This window comes from Luteibacter rhizovicinus DSM 16549 (assembly GCF_001887595.1).
Classification (GTDB): domain Bacteria; phylum Pseudomonadota; class Gammaproteobacteria; order Xanthomonadales; family Rhodanobacteraceae; genus Luteibacter; species Luteibacter rhizovicinus.
The window spans coordinates 41,521-56,927 of the sequence record NZ_CP017480.1 but is presented as its reverse complement, the minus strand read 5'-3'; the positions used below and the strand labels follow the sequence as shown (position 1 = coordinate 56,927).

At 62.5% G+C, this 15,407-nt stretch carries 17 protein-coding genes and 1 tRNA gene; 7 read left to right on the top strand and 11 right to left on the bottom strand.

The window, feature by feature from the left end; translation table 11 throughout:
• Positions 1–95: 95 nt before the first annotated feature.
• From grxC to BJI69_RS00315, 3 genes are all read left to right on the top strand, one after another.
• Complete coding sequence (gene grxC / locus BJI69_RS00325; protein ID WP_046967344.1) at positions 96–365, top strand: glutaredoxin 3; 270 nt, start codon at positions 96–98, stop codon at positions 363–365.
• Complete coding sequence (locus tag BJI69_RS00320) at positions 365–754, top strand: carboxymuconolactone decarboxylase family protein (RefSeq protein ID WP_046967343.1); 390 nt, start codon at positions 365–367, stop codon at positions 752–754. Before grxC ends, BJI69_RS00320 begins: the two co-directional genes overlap by 1 nt.
• Positions 755–857: 103 nt before the next feature.
• Positions 858–1,880 carry an isocitrate dehydrogenase gene (locus tag BJI69_RS00315; protein WP_046967342.1) on the top strand — a complete coding sequence of 341 codons (1,023 nt, stop codon included), beginning with the start codon at positions 858–860 and terminating at the stop codon, positions 1,878–1,880.
• A gap of 577 nt (positions 1,881–2,457) precedes the next feature.
• On the opposite strand, the gene BJI69_RS00310 is transcribed toward BJI69_RS00315, so the two are convergent.
• The 9 genes from BJI69_RS00310 to BJI69_RS00270 all read right to left on the bottom strand — a co-directional run bounded on the left by BJI69_RS00310 (position 2,458) and on the right by BJI69_RS00270 (position 10,923).
• Positions 2,458–3,387: a DUF6402 family protein gene (locus tag BJI69_RS00310; RefSeq protein WP_046967341.1), complete on the bottom strand. Its 930-nt coding sequence runs from the start codon at positions 3,385–3,387 to the stop codon at positions 2,458–2,460.
• Positions 3,387–3,941, bottom strand: coding sequence for a PAAR domain-containing protein (locus tag BJI69_RS00305; RefSeq protein ID WP_071924813.1), 555 nt, complete (start codon positions 3,939–3,941; stop codon positions 3,387–3,389). Before BJI69_RS00305 ends, BJI69_RS00310 begins: the two co-directional genes overlap by 1 nt.
• Before the next feature lie 173 nt (positions 3,942–4,114).
• A complete protein-coding gene (locus BJI69_RS00300; RefSeq protein ID WP_078022945.1) occupies positions 4,115–5,581 on the bottom strand; it encodes an SIR2 family protein in 1,467 nt (488 codons plus the stop codon).
• Between the two features lie 126 nt (positions 5,582–5,707).
• Complete coding sequence (locus tag BJI69_RS00295) at positions 5,708–6,163, bottom strand: hypothetical protein (protein WP_046967338.1); 456 nt, start codon at positions 6,161–6,163, stop codon at positions 5,708–5,710.
• Positions 6,164–6,170: 7 nt separating this feature from the next.
• Positions 6,171–7,103 carry an aspartyl/asparaginyl beta-hydroxylase domain-containing protein gene (locus BJI69_RS00290; RefSeq protein WP_280136189.1) on the bottom strand — a complete coding sequence of 311 codons (933 nt, stop codon included), beginning with the start codon at positions 7,101–7,103 and terminating at the stop codon, positions 6,171–6,173.
• A gap of 100 nt (positions 7,104–7,203) precedes the next feature.
• Complete coding sequence (gene thiD, locus BJI69_RS00285) at positions 7,204–7,983, bottom strand: bifunctional hydroxymethylpyrimidine kinase/phosphomethylpyrimidine kinase (protein WP_046967406.1); 780 nt, start codon at positions 7,981–7,983, stop codon at positions 7,204–7,206.
• A gap of 395 nt (positions 7,984–8,378) precedes the next feature.
• On the bottom strand, positions 8,379–9,767 hold the full coding sequence (locus BJI69_RS00280) for a PhoH family protein (RefSeq protein ID WP_046967336.1): 1,389 nt from the start codon (positions 9,765–9,767) through the stop codon (positions 8,379–8,381).
• 81 nt (positions 9,768–9,848) lie between these two features.
• On the bottom strand, positions 9,849–10,310 hold the full coding sequence (locus BJI69_RS00275; RefSeq protein WP_046967335.1) for a peroxiredoxin: 462 nt from the start codon (positions 10,308–10,310) through the stop codon (positions 9,849–9,851).
• A gap of 37 nt (positions 10,311–10,347) precedes the next feature.
• Positions 10,348–10,923 carry a glycine cleavage system transcriptional repressor gene (locus BJI69_RS00270; RefSeq protein WP_046967334.1) on the bottom strand — a complete coding sequence of 192 codons (576 nt, stop codon included), beginning with the start codon at positions 10,921–10,923 and terminating at the stop codon, positions 10,348–10,350.
• Between the two features lie 165 nt (positions 10,924–11,088).
• Between BJI69_RS00270 and dapA the strand changes: the two genes are divergently transcribed.
• Together dapA and BJI69_RS00260 are read left to right on the top strand one after the other, a co-directional pair.
• Positions 11,089–11,982 carry a 4-hydroxy-tetrahydrodipicolinate synthase gene (gene dapA / locus BJI69_RS00265; protein WP_046967333.1) on the top strand — a complete coding sequence of 298 codons (894 nt, stop codon included), beginning with the start codon at positions 11,089–11,091 and terminating at the stop codon, positions 11,980–11,982.
• Positions 11,983–12,011: 29 nt separating this feature from the next.
• Complete coding sequence (locus tag BJI69_RS00260; protein ID WP_046967332.1) at positions 12,012–12,602, top strand: hypothetical protein; 591 nt, start codon at positions 12,012–12,014, stop codon at positions 12,600–12,602.
• Between the two features lie 225 nt (positions 12,603–12,827).
• Here the strand turns inward: BJI69_RS00260 and fdxA are convergent, their stop codons facing one another.
• Together fdxA and BJI69_RS00250 are read right to left on the bottom strand one after the other, a co-directional pair.
• Positions 12,828–13,151, bottom strand: a complete 324-nt coding sequence (gene fdxA / locus BJI69_RS00255) for a ferredoxin FdxA (RefSeq protein ID WP_046967331.1) — start codon at positions 13,149–13,151, stop codon at positions 12,828–12,830.
• 29 nt (positions 13,152–13,180) lie between these two features.
• Positions 13,181–13,256 (bottom strand) — tRNA-Glu (locus tag BJI69_RS00250).
• A gap of 182 nt (positions 13,257–13,438) precedes the next feature.
• On the opposite strand from BJI69_RS00250, the gene pcnB reads away from it, so the two are divergent.
• Positions 13,439–14,806, top strand: coding sequence for a polynucleotide adenylyltransferase PcnB (gene pcnB / locus BJI69_RS00245; protein WP_046967330.1), 1,368 nt, complete (start codon positions 13,439–13,441; stop codon positions 14,804–14,806).
• A complete protein-coding gene (folK, locus tag BJI69_RS00240; RefSeq protein WP_046967405.1) occupies positions 14,806–15,288 on the top strand; it encodes a 2-amino-4-hydroxy-6-hydroxymethyldihydropteridine diphosphokinase in 483 nt (160 codons plus the stop codon). Before pcnB ends, folK begins: the two co-directional genes overlap by 1 nt.
• Positions 15,289–15,407: the final 119 nt, after the last annotated feature.

The following is a 15,407-nucleotide window of genomic DNA, read 5'->3' as shown; positions in this document are numbered from 1 at the left end:
CTTTGACCGCAGGGCCGGGCCGAGGTTCGTCCGTCTTGCAAAATTCGCCCTGCGACGCCATCTTTTGGCCATTCGCTTCCGGAGCATCCCCTCCCATGTCTACCCCCGATATCACCATCTATTCGACAGCGGTCTGCCCGTACTGCGTCGCCGCCAAGAACCTGCTCAAGGCCAAGGGGCTGGGCTGGAACGAGGTCCGCATCGATATGGATCCCGCGCAGCGCGATCTCATGCTCGCCAAGAGCGGTGGCCGTCGTACCGTGCCGCAGATCTTCATCAACGGCACGCATGTCGGTGGGTTCGACGATCTGGCAGCCGCCGACCGTAGCGGCCGACTGGCCGAGATCCTCGAGGCGACACACTGATGGGCGACAAGCGCGTCGAAGAATTCACCGCATTCCGCCAGCGCATGAACGAGCGCATCCTTGGTGAGGACAATCAGGTCGTCCGGCGCTTTTTCGCGCTGGATACCCAGACCTACCGTGCCGGCGCCCTGGACGTGAAGACCAAGGAGATGCTCGGCCTGGTCGCCTCGATGGTCCTGCGCTGCGATGACTGCATCAGCTACCACGTGGCCCAGTGCAAGGAAGCCGGGGTCAATCGCGATGAATTCTTCGAGGTCTTCAGCGTCGGTCTCGTGGTCGGCGGCTCGATCGTGATCCCCCATCTGCGCCGTGCGGTCGACTTCCTCGACTCGCTGGAAGGCGAAGCGTCGACGGACGCGGAAGCCTGCGCGGACCACCCGGCGGCCTGATCGACTGCCCGTGCCGCCCCGATCGGGGCGGCAACCTTGAAGGAAGAGGGCAGGATCGCCGATAATTGGGCGATTTTTTCGCTTCCCTTCAGGAGTTATCCCCATGAGCAAGACGATTGCCGTGATCCCCGGCGACGGCATCGGCCCCGAGATCATGGACGCGACCATTCGCGTTCTCGACGCCCTCGACTGCGGTCTGGCCTACGACTACGTCGACGCGGGCGTGGTTGCCCTCGAGAAGCACGGCGATCTCCTGCCGCAGCACACGATCGACAAGATCGCCGAGCACAAGGTCGCGCTGAAGGGCCCGCTGACCACGCCGATCGGCGGTGGCTTCACCTCGATCAACGTGACCCTGCGTCGCAAGTTCGACCTCTACTCCAACGTGCGTCCGGCGATCAGCTTCCCGGGCACCAAGGCGCGTTACGAGAACATCGACATCATCACGGTGCGTGAAAACACCGAGGGTGCGTACCTGGCCGAGGGCCAGACCACCACGGGTGAGGGCGACAACGAAGTTGCCGTCTCGATGATCCGCAATACCCGTCCGGGCATGCAGCGCATCTGCAAGTACGCCTTCGAGATGGCCCGCAAGAAGGGCCGCAAGAAGGTCACGGCCGTGCACAAGGCCAACATCATGAAGACCTCGTCGGGCCTGTTCCTGACGGTGGCGCGTGAAGTGGCGAAGGACTACCCGGATATCGAGTTCGGCGAGATGATCGTCGACAACGCCTGCATGCAGCTGGTGATGAACCCGTACCAGTTCGACGTGATCGTCACGACGAACCTGTTCGGTGACATCCTCTCCGACCTCTGCGCCGGTCTCGTCGGCGGCCTGGGCCTCGCCCCGGGTGCCAACATCGGCAAGGACGCGGCGATCTTCGAAGCCGTCCACGGTTCCGCACCGGATATCGCCGGCCAGAAGAAGGCCAACCCGTGCGCGCTACTGCTCGCCGCGGCCGACATGCTTGATCACCTCGACATGGTCGCCAAGGCCACGCGCCTGCGCGCTGCCATCCGCGACGTGATGGAAGCCCGCGACCGCACCACGCCGGACGTCGGCGGCACCGGCACCACGGACACCTTCGGCGACGCGATCGTCGAGCGGATCCGCGCTACGGCGTAAGTTGTTTGCTATGTGGTAAAGAGAAGCCCCGCAGGAATGCGGGGCTTTTTTTGTTGTGCGCCGGGCGGGCTCGGCTTCGTCATGGCCATCGCGTATGGGCGTTTCGTAGACGCTCAGGAGCGAGATGGCTTGGGACGATCCATGGCTCGGCGTACTATTTCGCGTTGCTCTGTGGAGGAGCATCGGCCTTTCAGGCCGACGCGAAACGGACCTGCATAAACGAACCTGGGGCGATCCGGATATCCACCGTCCCACGAGGTTCTCCCGCCGGAAAGATCCAGGTCATATATCTCGGTTTCGCCTATAAGCTCACCGGACTGATTGTCGAAAATCCGATGGAACGCTGGCCGCCATGGGGTGAAGTAATAGGTCATATCGTCGTGAGTGAACGGATGAAATATCGAAGGCATGATCCAGTACGGCCTTAATGTATCCATGCGAAAGCATCCCTCGGGACTGATTTCGGTCAACAAAAGTGTCGCATCCCGCCGCTCGCTCCATAGCGGCGAATAGACGACCACAAGCGGCGCTGAGTAGATGCCCGTTAGGCTTAGAAGAATGATGCACGAAGTGCGCGTCACGCCAAGTTTTCTCGCTCGAAAGCACCCTCAAGATCGACGTAGGCGTCTGATAGGTCGTGCCACAGGACGTCCGAATAGATCAGGAAGTCACCACCTTTTTTGTGGATGTCTCTATACGCCCGGAAATGATGGTTGAATACGTGTCCTACACCACCGCCGCGCCAGTGATACACCATGCCGGGGGAAGAAACGCCTGAGAGTGCTGTATCCACCACGGTCGCGACTTTTCCGAGCACTTCGTAATGGGTCCATAAGCCCAAGTACTGTGTCCCGTTGAAGTCGTAGTGGTCTTTTAGGTAAAAGCCGCAGCTTTGAACCTGAAAGACCCGTCGGCCAGTCGAGGAATTGACGAAGGCACGGCCGATTACCCCCATCTTCAGGGTTGCTACGCCCAGTGCTCCATAGAAATCGTCCAGCGTATCCTTTACGTGACCCACCTTTATAGAATTGATGTCGCAGGTGGCGTCTAGCGCGCTCGCTTTCATCGTCTTTTCGCCGATGCGAAGCTCGGCTTGTCCATTCCATTTCTGCCCGCGCAAGCTTGCTAAAAGCTCGTCCACGGCAGGTTCTACGTCCCATCGGTCTTTGAGTTCCGTTAGTCTGCTGGCGCAACGATCGAACTGAAGAGCCCATGCCATGGTGACAATCGTTTCGTCAATGTGCCTAGGATCGACTAGGCTTGCGTCTTTCTTCTCGTCTTCTTGCATTTCCTTTGGCGGGGACGAGAACCAGCGCTCCATCAGTGCCGCAGATACGTTCCACCCCATGTTGCGCATGGCGCCCGGGATGCGGCTGATGGCCAGCGGCTCGACGACGAGCTTGTGCGGGCGAGTATCGCTTACGGGCGTAAGGGTTGCGGGGGTAGGTGAGATCAGTGCGTGGGGCGATGTTCCGTCTTTTGCGAGAGAGAAGTCCTTCAGGCCCATTAGATTGCCTCCGCCTGGGGTGCCACTACGCCGTAGACGACGTGCCCCGGCTTGGTCGATTTGATAGGTGAAGACGTACCGTCGCCAGCGAGCGAGCCTTCAATGGGCGCTTGACCCTGTACGGCGATGACGTATGCAGCGCCTGCGTACGGCGCGCCATTGGCGTAGTTGACCTGAATGCGCCGATCGAAACCCGAAGCCATTTCTACCAGTGCTTCGGTGCCGGCCGCAGCCGGGCTCTCATTACGAAAGCTGCCGGGGGGACGAGGACTGCTCTCGGAACATGCAGAGGAACTCACCCGCTTCCGTCCCCTCACGTTGATCGTATGTCCGCACAGGAGAGGATCGCCATGAAGTGCTATTGGCATCCCCATGACGTCGACGTGCGAGCTGCCCTTCGCGATTTTCGTGAGTCCGCAAGCTCCGCACATGACAGCCGAGCCCTGGATTGCCACGGGGGCGCCGTCGATGTCGAGCATCGCTGCCCCTTCAAGGATGCGGCCCCCGACATTTGTCGGATCTCCGACTACTGCGACTTCAGCGTTGCCGAACATAGGTGCTTCCTCCTTAGGGAGAGGGAAGCCTATCGGTGCCACCTGGCAGCGGATATCGGAGGATTCTGAAAATCTGGGGGGACGTCGCTCTGACGATCACGAGGTCTTGGGATGCCCTGATATTTCGGGGTGACGGGCGAGCGTTCGACGACGAGCCACCGTCGGATGGCACGTCAGGAAGCGGGGGCGTCGTGTTCCATGGAAACAACGCGCTTGAAGTCAAAGAAACGTACACATATGGCGCCGTGGTTGGCGGGAATTTCGCCGACCAGCTCCAGTGCGAGCGCCTCCGGCGATGAGGGCAGCGCATCCCAGTCGATCTCTCCATTCTTCAGAGGAAGCGTTCTTAGTCGCTCGGCGAGCGCCTCTGTGCGCTTTGAAATTTCCCAATCTGCGAAGAGCTGCATTTCTTCCTTTATCTTCTCTGGCCCAACCCGTCGGGCGTAAAGAAGAAACTCTCGCTCTGCGAGCTGGTCGGCGTCTCTGGTCAGCTCGCCCAGACTGTCTAAGCGGTGTGTCGCAGTCGCCTTAGTGAGCGTGACCTGAGGAGCGAGGTGCAAGATGAACGATGGGACTGCGGAGATAAATGGGTCGACGATCTCTAGATGCCTGTGTCCGCTGGCTTCGAGCCACGATCTCAAGATCTGATTGATGTGGATGTCACCAAAGCCGTACCCAATAACCACCAGCCTTGAGAGGTAATTCAGATTTGACCGAAAATGATCAAGGATCTTCTTGGGGATAACCTGATGAGCACGGCTGTCAAATTTAAACGCCCCTGTCAGTAGGCTGCGGCGCAGAAACTGCATCTCACCTTCGTCATCTCTGTACGCGATCTCGTTAATGGCGCGAACGGGACGCTCCATTGCTGCGTCCCGATAGTTCAGCTCTTCATTCGCGTACCTGAGCGTCGATATGACGGCGTCGACACTCTGTTTCTCCGGCAGGAGCCGCAAATAGTCTTCGCCGTTTCTAAACGTGAATGTGTCGAGGGAGCCGTGGATTTTTAGGAGATTTATTCCTTCTTTGCCATGCGCGAAGAACTGCATTGCGCCGGCCTCGATTGTCTTCTTTGTGAGTACTTCAGCGCGAATATCACCAATCTTATTTCCAGCGGAATCTCGCCTTGGAAAGGTAACGACTTCTTCTTCGAAGCCACACGACACAGGTATTGAATGTCTTGCTGCAACCGCTTCGATGATTAGATCGTGGTTCAGAGAGAATACCCAGAGAGGGCTATTCTTCTGCGACAGTCCCTTTATCCCGTCGTAGAGGTAAAGGTGTCGTTCAAAGTACTCGGCATTATTTATGTGCCGTAAGTAAAGCATATGGTAGATCATGTCTACGAGCCACACGTAGAGGCCGTGATAGTGGCTGGATCCCTGCTCCCTGCGAGACTGATTCTCTACATAGCCCAAGATGCTTTCGTAGTGGAGATCATCACGAATCAATACGCCAATGAAGTCTTCAATAACTGCATCTGGATGGCCGCCTCCCTGTCGACGCCATCCTAGGTTGAAAGTGCGAAGCTTCTCAGGCGTGAGCCAGTTTTTGAGCTCGGTGGTCAGTTCCCACACGAGCGGCATTCCGGCTTCATATGAAGCGCCAGCGCCCAAAAAAAGGCCGATCAATCCTGACATCGTGTCGTTGCTCCTAGCTGGATCGGGCCATGATATGCCGGAATGCAACGAACAGTGCGTTCTACCTCAGTTTGAGTAGTTCGCACACGACGTTTTCGCTTGATCCGCTTCTGGCAGGTTGGTCGGTTAGCGGTGTACTGACCGGCAGATGTCCATCTGCGCAGGAAACTTGTCGACACACCATGCCACCCATTTGCGAGTGTGCTGCTCACGTTCGCTCTTCAACAGGTGTCCGTTCTGCGGTCCCATCGAGAACCCTGTGAGCTCGGTCAGCACGAACTCAAGGCCATCATGCACGTACCAGGGTTTGACCTGCCTGTCTTCGCGCCCGAGACGGCGGATGATGATCGATTGTTCGGGGAGGCGGCGGCCATCCCCAAGGTGGCTGATGATGTAGGGCACGCCGTCGTTGCCGAGTTTGAGCAAGACGTCGAAGGCGCGCGACTCGCTCGCTGAGTCCTTCGTGGTGTCTTCGACGAGACGATCAACCCTCGGCCCGAGATCTTCCGATGCCGTGGCACTCGCGGGGGTCGCGGCAGTCGTCGCGAGCACGAGCGTGAGGCCGAGGGCGAGTCGATGCATGGCGTCGTCAGCTATTGCCGCGAAAGAACGGATACGGCGCAAGAAAGACCAGCCAGATCATCAGCAGGATGCCGATGTACTTGATGATGCGGAACAGCTTCGGATTGGCTTTCTTGAACTTGCGCGTGCGTGCGCGCCCGCGGTTGTTCAGCGCGAACATGCGATTGACGAAGCCGACCTGCTCGCTGCTTTCGTCGTCGTTCGGCGAGGCGGTGATCGAGCCCATGAAGGCGCCGACGCGCTTGTTGATGCCGGTCATCAGGCGGCTCTTCAGCGGACGCTCGACATCGGCGAAGAGGATGACGCGGGTCTGGTCCGTGCGGTTCTCGGCCCAGTGCACGTAAGTTTCGTCGAAGACCACGTCCTTGCCATCGCGCCAGGCGTGCATTTCACCGTCGACGAAGATCCGGCAGTCGTCGGAGTTCGGCGTGATCAGGCCAAGGTGGTAACGCAGCGAGCCGGCGAACGGATCGCGATGCGGGTTGAGCTTGCTGCCCGGCGGGAGCAGGGCGAACATCGCCGCTTTCACGCTCGGAATCGAATTCAGCAGCTTCACCGTTTCCGGGCAGAGCGCCTCGGCCGAGGCCAGCGGCTCGCCGTACCATTTCAGGTAAAAGCGCTTCCAGCCCTGCTTGAAGAACGAGTTGAAGCTCGCGTCGCTGTGCTTTTCGGCGGAGCGGATAAAGCCCTCGTCGAACAGATGCATCGCTTCTTCGCGAATCTTCTGCCAGTTGCCCTGGAGCAGGTCGAGCTGCGGGAAGCCCGCGCGATCGAGGATCGGTCGTGCCGGCACGGCGGAGAAGGCGTACATCAGCAGGTTGTACGGCGCGAAGATGGCCGAATGATCGACCAGCTGGCGATCGAAGCGCAGGCGCGAGCGTCCACGCAGGTGCACCAGCAACACGCAGAGCGTGAACAGGATCAGCACATACAGGACGATGAAGCGGGGCCCGAGGAAATTCATGGGATGGACTCGACCAGGACAAGCGATACCTAGGGCCGCGTGCGGCCTGTATCAACGCGCCTAGGATACTCCGGCCTCAGTGCCCGAGCACGTAGACCGAGCCGCCGCCGGGCCGCCAGGCCCGCTGGAAGGCCTTGTTAACCCACACGATCGCCTCCCGGACAGCCACGTGCGGCGATTTGCCCCGAGCTAGCCCCGCCGCCACGGCGGAAGCCAGCGTGCAGCCGCTACCGTGGCCTTCAAAGGGCAGGCGAGGGTGGCGAACCTCGGTGACACCGCTCGCATCGTAAAAACGATCGACCACCTCGCGACCTTTGCCGTGGCCGCCCTTCAGAAGCACGCCGCGCGCGCCGAGGGCGAGCAGGTCGGCGCCCGCGGCGTCCATGTCGCGGCCGAGTGGACGACCCAGGAGGGCTTCAGCTTCCGGGAGGTTGGGCGTAAGGACGTCGGCCAATGGGATCAGGCGCGTCACCATTGCCTCAAGCGCGTCTTCATCGAGCAAACGCGCGCCGCTCGTCGCGATCATCACCGGATCGACGACCAGCCAGGCTGGCTTGCGCACCTGCATTTCCTTCGCGACCAAGCGAGTCACCGCCGCACTGCCGAGCATGCCGGTCTTCACCGCGGCAACCGGGAAGTCGTCGAACACGGCCTCGATCTGGCTGCGGATATGAGAGAGGGGTAGCGTATGAACCGCAGTTACGCCACGCGTGTTCTGTGAGGTTACCGCCGTGATGGCGGTTAACCCATGCGTGCCGCGTGCGTGGAAAGTCTTCAGGTCGGCCTGAATGCCGGCACCGCCGCCGGAGTCTGAGCCTGCGATGGTGAGGGTGTTGGGTTTTGCTTTGACGGTCATGGTCATCGCGAAAGAATAGCTGCAAGGCAAGAGCGTTCGCCGATGAATCGGCTCCTACGACGGCGGGGCCGGATGCAGCGTTAGGACAGGCCGGGTCTAGCGGTGTCGCATGTTTGCGGGCGGTGGGCTCGGCCACACGCAACCTCAGAGTCCGATGCTGCGAGGGGTCAGGCCCTTGGCGCCGCATGAGCTGAGGGCGGCCCCGACCGGCTGACGGAGCGAGTGTCCAGCTACCGCCCGCCTCGAAGAGCTGCGCCGGCGGCGCCAAGGGCCTTACCCCTCGCGGCTTCCGAAAGCATCGCCGCTGAAGCGGCTCCCACAATAGGGCACGAGTCCGCGCAGCGGGCTATCCGCTAAAAAAGCGCGGACATCGCTGTCCGCGCTTTTGCTGTTGCTTACAACGCTTCGGACGCGAAATCGGCCAGTCTGGACCGCTCGCCGCGCTTGAGGGTGATGTGCCCCGAGTGGGCCCACATCTTGAAGCGGTCCACCGCGTAGGTGAGGCCCGAGGTGGTCTCCGTCAGGTAAGGCGTGTCGATCTGCTCCACGTTGCCCAGGCAGACGATCTTCGTGCCCGGACCGGCACGCGTGATCAGGGTCTTCATCTGCTTCGGGGTGAGGTTCTGGGCCTCGTCGATGATGAGGTAGCGGCTGAGGAAGGTGCGGCCGCGCATGAAGTTCAGCGAGCGGATCTTCACGCGTGAGGCAAGCAGGTCGTTGGTGGCCTGGCGGCCCCATGATCCGCCTTCTTCCGGGTTGGCCAGCACCTCGAGGTTATCGGTGAGGGCGCCCATCCAAGGCGTCATCTTCTCTTCCTCCGTACCGGGCAGGAAGCCGATGTCCTCGCCGACCGACACCGTCGCGCGGGTCATGATGATCTCGCGGTAACGCTGCTGGTCCATCACCTGGGCCAGGCCCGCGGCGAGGGCGAGCAAGGTCTTGCCCGTACCGGCCGTGCCGAGCAGGGTGACGAAGTCGACGTCGGGATCCATCAGCAGGTTCATCGCGAAGTTCTGCTCGCGATTGCGCGCCGCGATACCCCAGACCCCGTGCGAGGCGTGCGTGTGGTCGTCGAGCAGGACGAGCTTGGCCTTGCGGTTGTCCTCGTCGCCACGGATCTCCAGTACGCGCAGCTCGACGTCGTTCTCGCCGGGCATGTACAGGCATTCGTTGGCGTACCAGTTCTCGTCCTCGTGCATGTCCATTTCGTAGAACGTGCGGCCACGTTCGTTCCACGAGCGCAGTTCCGGATGCCGTGTCCAGAAGTCCTCGGGCAGGGCGTCCGAGCCGGTGAAGAGCAGGGCGAAGTCGTCCAGCGCGCGGTCGTTCTCGTAATCTTCGGCGGTGATGCCGTAGATCGACGCCTTGATCCGCAAGTTGATGTCTTTGGAGACCAGGATGACCGGCCGGTCCGGAAACTGGTCGCGCAGATCGATGACGGCGGCCAGGATCTGGTTGTCGGCCTTGCCGTTGCCATGGCCCGTGCGCTGTTGGAAGAACAGCCGGCCCACGGCGCCGCGATTGAGCTTGATGCCCTGCGGGTTGATCAGTTCCACGCCGTTGCGGATGCCATCGCCGCCGCCGCGTTCGATCAGTTCATTGAGGAAACGGCTTACCTGGCGGCCGTTGCGCGAGACTTCCGAGCCGCCTTTCTTCTTGTCGTCCAGTTCCTCCAGCACCGTCATCGGTATGAAGACGTCGTGCTCCTCGAAGCGGAACAGCGATGTCGGGTCGTGCAGCAGCACGTTGGTGTCGAGGGCGTAGATGCGCTTGCTTCCGGTCATACGGAAGTGACCTCTTGCAGAGGTTGCAAAACCGGCCGCACGGCGACGGCCGGGGGGAGGAGCCGCATGACGCGGTATCCGTCACGCGGTGGGAACACTCTCGAGCACGGCTCGCGCATGGCCGGGGATCTTGATTCCGCGCCATTCCGCGGCGAGCTTGCCGTTGGGGTCGATCAGGAACGTGCTACGGACCACGCCGAGGTAGCGTTTGCCGTAGAGGACTTTTTCATGGATGACGTCGAACGCCTGGCACCAGGCTTCGTCGGCATCGGAGACGAGCGGGAAGGGCAGTTCGTGTTTGCTGGCGAAGTTCGCGTGCGAGCGCACGGAATCGCGGGAGACACCGATGACCTCGGCGTTCACTGCCTGGAATTCGCCGTAGAGGTCGCGAAAATCCTTCGCCTCGTTCGTGCAGCCCGGCGTGTTGTCCTTCGGGTAGAAGAAAACGACGACCCACTTGCCGTGGAGGGAGGCCAGCGACAGGCGGTTGCCGTCGCCCAGGGCGCCTTCGAGTTTGGGTAGCTTCTTGCCCTTGCCGATCATGCGTAGGTCTGTCTTCCCTTGGGTTGGATCGTGTGGGTCAGAACTTCACGGGGTCCATGATGGCATCGAGGTTGAGGCCATCGCACAGTTCGAGGAAATCGTCGCGCAGCGCGGCGATGTGCGTTTCCGACGGAATGCCAATGGTGATCTGCGCCTGGAACATCTCGGCGCCGGTCTGCATGGCCTGGTAACGCATGGAAGTGAGCTGCTCGACGCTGATGTCGCGACGCGAGAAGAACTCGATGATCTTGACCAGGATGCCCGGACGGTCGGCGGCGATCACCTCGACCAGATAAGGCAGCAGGTGCGAGGTCGGCTCGCGCGGCGTGGTGCGGTAATGGACGATCTGCAGTTCTTCGTCGCGTGCCAGCTTGCCCAGCGCGGTTTCCAGCTTGGCCACCGCATCCCAGGCGCCCGAGGCGAGGAGCATCACCGAGGTGTCGTTGCCGATCGTGGAGACGCGGGCGTCGGCCATATTGCAGCCGGAGTCGGCGATGCGCTTGGCCAGCGCGAGGATCGGCGCGCGATGCGCTGGCGACAGCGTCGAAATGAGCAGCTGGTTATCGGCGGTGGTGCTACGTACTGCAGAACGATTCAAGGCTCGACTACCGATGGCGCGACCCGCGGGGCGCAGGGCGTCGCTACGGGCCCGAGCTTACTTGGCTGCGTCGCACGGTAGCAAGACACTCCGCATGGAATGATGGTTGCTCGCCCCGAATGGACTCGCCGCAGGTGCCCCGGTAACATGCGAACGGCTGGTAACTCAACGGGTTTCACCTTGGACATCTCCGGAAGTATCACCGCGCTGGCGACGCCGTTCGCCGCCGACGGCTCTCTCGATCTCGACGCGTTTGGCCGACTGCTCGACCAGCAGATCGCCGGTGGCACCCAGGGTGTCGTCGTCGCCGGGTCGACGGGCGAGTCTCATTTCCTCGAACACGATGAATTCGAGCGCCTGCTCGCCTTCGCCGTGAAACACGTGAACCACCGTATTCCCGTCATCGCCGGCACCGGCGAGGCAGGCACGGCAAAAACCATCGCCACCACCCGCCTTGCCAAGTCCCTTGGCGCGGACGCGGCCCTGGTCGTGGCGCCGTTCTACGTCCGTCCGACCCAGGAGGGCATGCGCCGGCATTTCCTCGCCGTGGCGGACGAGGGCGGCCTCCCGGTCATCCTCTATAACGTGCCGCCGCGCACCGGCTGCGATATCGCGACGGAAACGGTGGCGGTCCTTCGTGACCATCCGGGCATCATCGGTATCAAGGAAGCCCGGGGCGATGCCGAGCGCATTCGTGCCCTCGCGGAACTTATTCGTCCGGATTTCGTCTACCTCAGCGGCGACGACGGCTCGGCCCACCAGGCCATGCTGGCGGGCGCCGCCGGAACCATTTCGGTCGTGGCCAATCTCGTGCCCGAAGCCTTCCGCGCCTTCTGCGACGCCGCCCGTTCGGGCGACCCGGAGCGGGCCGCGAGGGAGACGGAACGGCTGGCTCCGCTGATCGACGCGCTCAATTGCGCGCCGAACCCGATCGCGGTGAAGGCCGGTCTGGCCGCGCTGGGGCTCGGTTCGGCCGCTCCGCGGCTGCCCCTGGTCGAGCTGGAAGCGGGCCCGGCGCTGGTCAGAGTGCGCGAAACGCTCGCCGCTCTGGCACCATTGTCGTCCGCTGCCTGAAGCAACCCTATTCAACGGAACCCGAGTTCATGAAGAAAACCTCGTACGCGCTGGTCGTCCCGGCATTGATTCTTTCCGCCCTGCTGGTGTCCGGTTGCGGTGCGTTCCGCTCGAAGAAGGACTGGGATCGCGCCCAGCAGGAAGCTCCGCTCGAGATCCCGCCGGGCCTCGACACGCCGTCGACGAGCGCTGCCCTGGTCATTCCCGAGGTGGGTTCGGGCGCCGCAGCCGCCAATGCCGCCGCGACCAATGCCGCGCCGGTGTCGGACGGCTTCGTCCTGGCCGACGATGTCGAGACCGCTTACAAGCGTATCGGCGAGCAGCTGAGCCAGGGTGACCTGGGCAACGTGATCGCCCACGACGACACCAATCACACCTACCAGATCGCCGCCAAGCCGGGCCGTCCGGAAGCCCGTCCGGGCCTGTTCCGTCGCATGTTCGGCGGTGGCAAGGACAACCAGGATGCCAAGGACGCACCGGCCTCGGCCCAGGGCGCAAGCCACACGGTCGTGCTGACGGTCAACCCGAGCGGCACCGGCAGCGAAATCCGTGCCCAGGGCGATGCAGATGGCGTCCGTCGCGTGGTCGACGCCCTCAAGTCGCGGATGGGCAGCAAGTAAGCTCGCCACCCGTGATGCACGAAAAACGCCGCCCTCGAGGCGGCGTTTTTTTGGCTTGGAAGCGCAACGCAGATCTCGGTAGGAGCCGATTCATCGGCGAGCTCGCGGCAGCGGGCCAGATGCAGCAGCGGGCCAGATGCAGCAGCGGGCCAGATGGCCAGCCGGGTTACGGCAAGCACCCATCGCCGATGAATCGGCTCCTACAACAGCAGCGGGGTGGCGCGCTCAGCGCTCGAGCAAGTCGATCTTGTTCGGCTTGCCTTCCCAGTCCTTGGCGTCCGGGAGGCCGTCCTTGCGCTCGGTGATGACCGGCCAGGCCTTGGCCAGCTCGGCGTTCAGCGCGACGAACACTTCCTGGCCCGCGGGGACGTCGTCCTCGGGGTAGATGGCGTTGATCGGGCATTCCGGCTCGCACAGGGTGCAGTCGATGCACTCGTCCGGATTGATCACCAGGAAGTTCGGGCCTTGGTGAAAGGCGTCGACCGGGCAAACCTCGACGCAGTCCGTGTACTTGCACTTGATGCAGTTGTCGGTAACGACAAAGGTCATGCGAAGAATAGGCGCCGAGTGAGGAAAAGTGGTGCTCCCTACGAGGTTCGAACTCGTGTTCCCGCCTTGAGAGGGCAGTGTCCTAGACCACTAGACGAAGGGAGCAGGTCGTACGTGGGGTACGAAGCGCGCTAGTATAGCGAAATCCCGGAGCCGGGCAACGCTTTTTTGCATGCTCGTCGGCCGGGGTCTAATTCGCTACATTGTGTCTCATTCATCCCGACACCGGCCGCCGGTGGGGGCAGCCACTTGAAGGACGCATCCGCGCCCGCCAGGACCACGACCGCTTGAATCCCGAAACCAGGAATGAGGTTGCGCCGACGCTCCGCGTCATCCCGCGCGAACAGCACTCCATTTCCCGCAAGAACATCAGCAAGGCCGCCTTGCGCGTCCTCTACCGTCTGCACGACGCGGGGTTCGCTGCCTATCTGGTCGGCGGTGCCGTGCGCGACCTCTTGCTCGGTGGTCACCCGAAAGACTTCGATGTGGCGACCAATGCGACGCCGGACGAGGTCAAGGGGCTGTTCCGCAATTGCCGCCTGATCGGCCGGCGCTTCCGTCTGGCCCACGTGGTCTTCGGGCCCGAGATCATCGAGGTCGCCACCTTCCGTGGCACCGGCGAGGACGGCACGGGCGGTGAGGGCGACCGACACATCGTCGACGGCCGGATCGTCCGCGACAACATCTGGGGCACGATCGAGGAAGACGCCGTCCGCCGCGACTTCCGCGTCAACGCGCTCTACTACGACATCTCCGATTTCAGCGTGCGCGATTACGTTGGCGGCATGCAGGACCTCGAAGACAAGACCATGCGGCTCATCGGGGACCCCGACCAGCGCTATCGCGAAGACCCGGTGCGCATGCTTCGTGCTGCCCGCCTTGCAGCGAAGCTCGGCTTCACCATCGACAAGGAAGCCCAGGCGCCGTTCGCCTCGCTGGGTCATCTCCTTGGAGAAGCCGCGCCGGCCCGCCTGTTCGATGAATCGCTGAAGCTCTTCCTCGCCGGACACGGCCTGAAGAGCTTCAAGATGCTCGAGGCCTGCGGCCTGCTGAAATTCCTTTTCCCGGCGACTGCCCGCGCCCTCGAGCGCGGTGACCAGGCGCTGCGTGCGCTGGTCGAGCAGGGCCTGGCCAATACGGATGCACGCATCGCCGAAGGCAAGTCGGTAACGCCGGCCTTCCTCTACGCCGTGCTTCTGTGGGGTGAGGTGCGCGACCAGGCACACGGCTGGATCGCCCAGGGTTTCGATATCAACGAAGCCTGGCAGCGCGCCGCGGTACACGTGGTGGGCGAGCAGTGCCAGCGCGTTGCCATTCCGCGCCGCTTTACCTTCACGATGGAAGAGATCTGGTCGCTGCAGCCGCGGTTCGAGCAGATCCATCGCAAGCGCGTGTTCCGGCTGATGTCTCATCCGCGTTTCCGCGCGGCATTCGACTTCCTGCTTTTGCGTGCGCACGAATCCGACAGCATGCGTGAGCTCGGCGAGTGGTGGGCGCATGCCCAGCAGCTGCCGCCGGAAATGCTCGCGGCCGCTCTGGGCGGCGGTGGCGTTCCCGTTCACGAACCCACCGTCTCGGCGACGGCACCGGCACGCAAGCGCCGTCGTCGGCGCAAACCCGGTGGTCGTGGCAAGGGCGATTCGGGCGGCGCGTGATCGTTCGCGCCCTGATCGGACTCGGCGGCAACCTGGGTGAGGTGCGTGAACGGCTCGATGCCGCGGTCGCCTCCCTGGATGCCTTGCCCGGCGTCGCCGTCGTGGCGCGGTCGCGGTTCTACCGTACGCCGCCCTGGGGGCATATCGAGCAGCCCGACTTCGTCAACGCGGCTATCGCCGTCGATACGAGCTTGCCCCCCTTGGCGTTGCTAGATGCTTTGCTGGCGACCGAGCGTGCGTTTGGCCGCGTTCGCGATGGTGAGCGTTGGGGCCCTCGCACGATCGATCTCGACCTGCTGGCTTATGGCGATGACGTGATCGACGACGAGCGCCTGGCCGTGCCGCATCCGCGGATCGCCGAGCGCGCCTTCGTGCTATTGCCCCTGGCCGATATCGCCTCCGATGCCGTCTTGCCCGGTGTGGGGCGTGTCGGCGACCTGCTGTCGAAGATCGACGCGCGGGCCTGCACCCCGCTTCCCTGAGCCTTGGTTGAGCTAGCGCTCGTCAAGGCGGACAATTCCGGTTTCACCCAACGAGGCGACACAGCGTGTACGTGGAAAAAACGAGCGCGCCGGCGCGTAAGCCGGTGACCGTGCCGGGC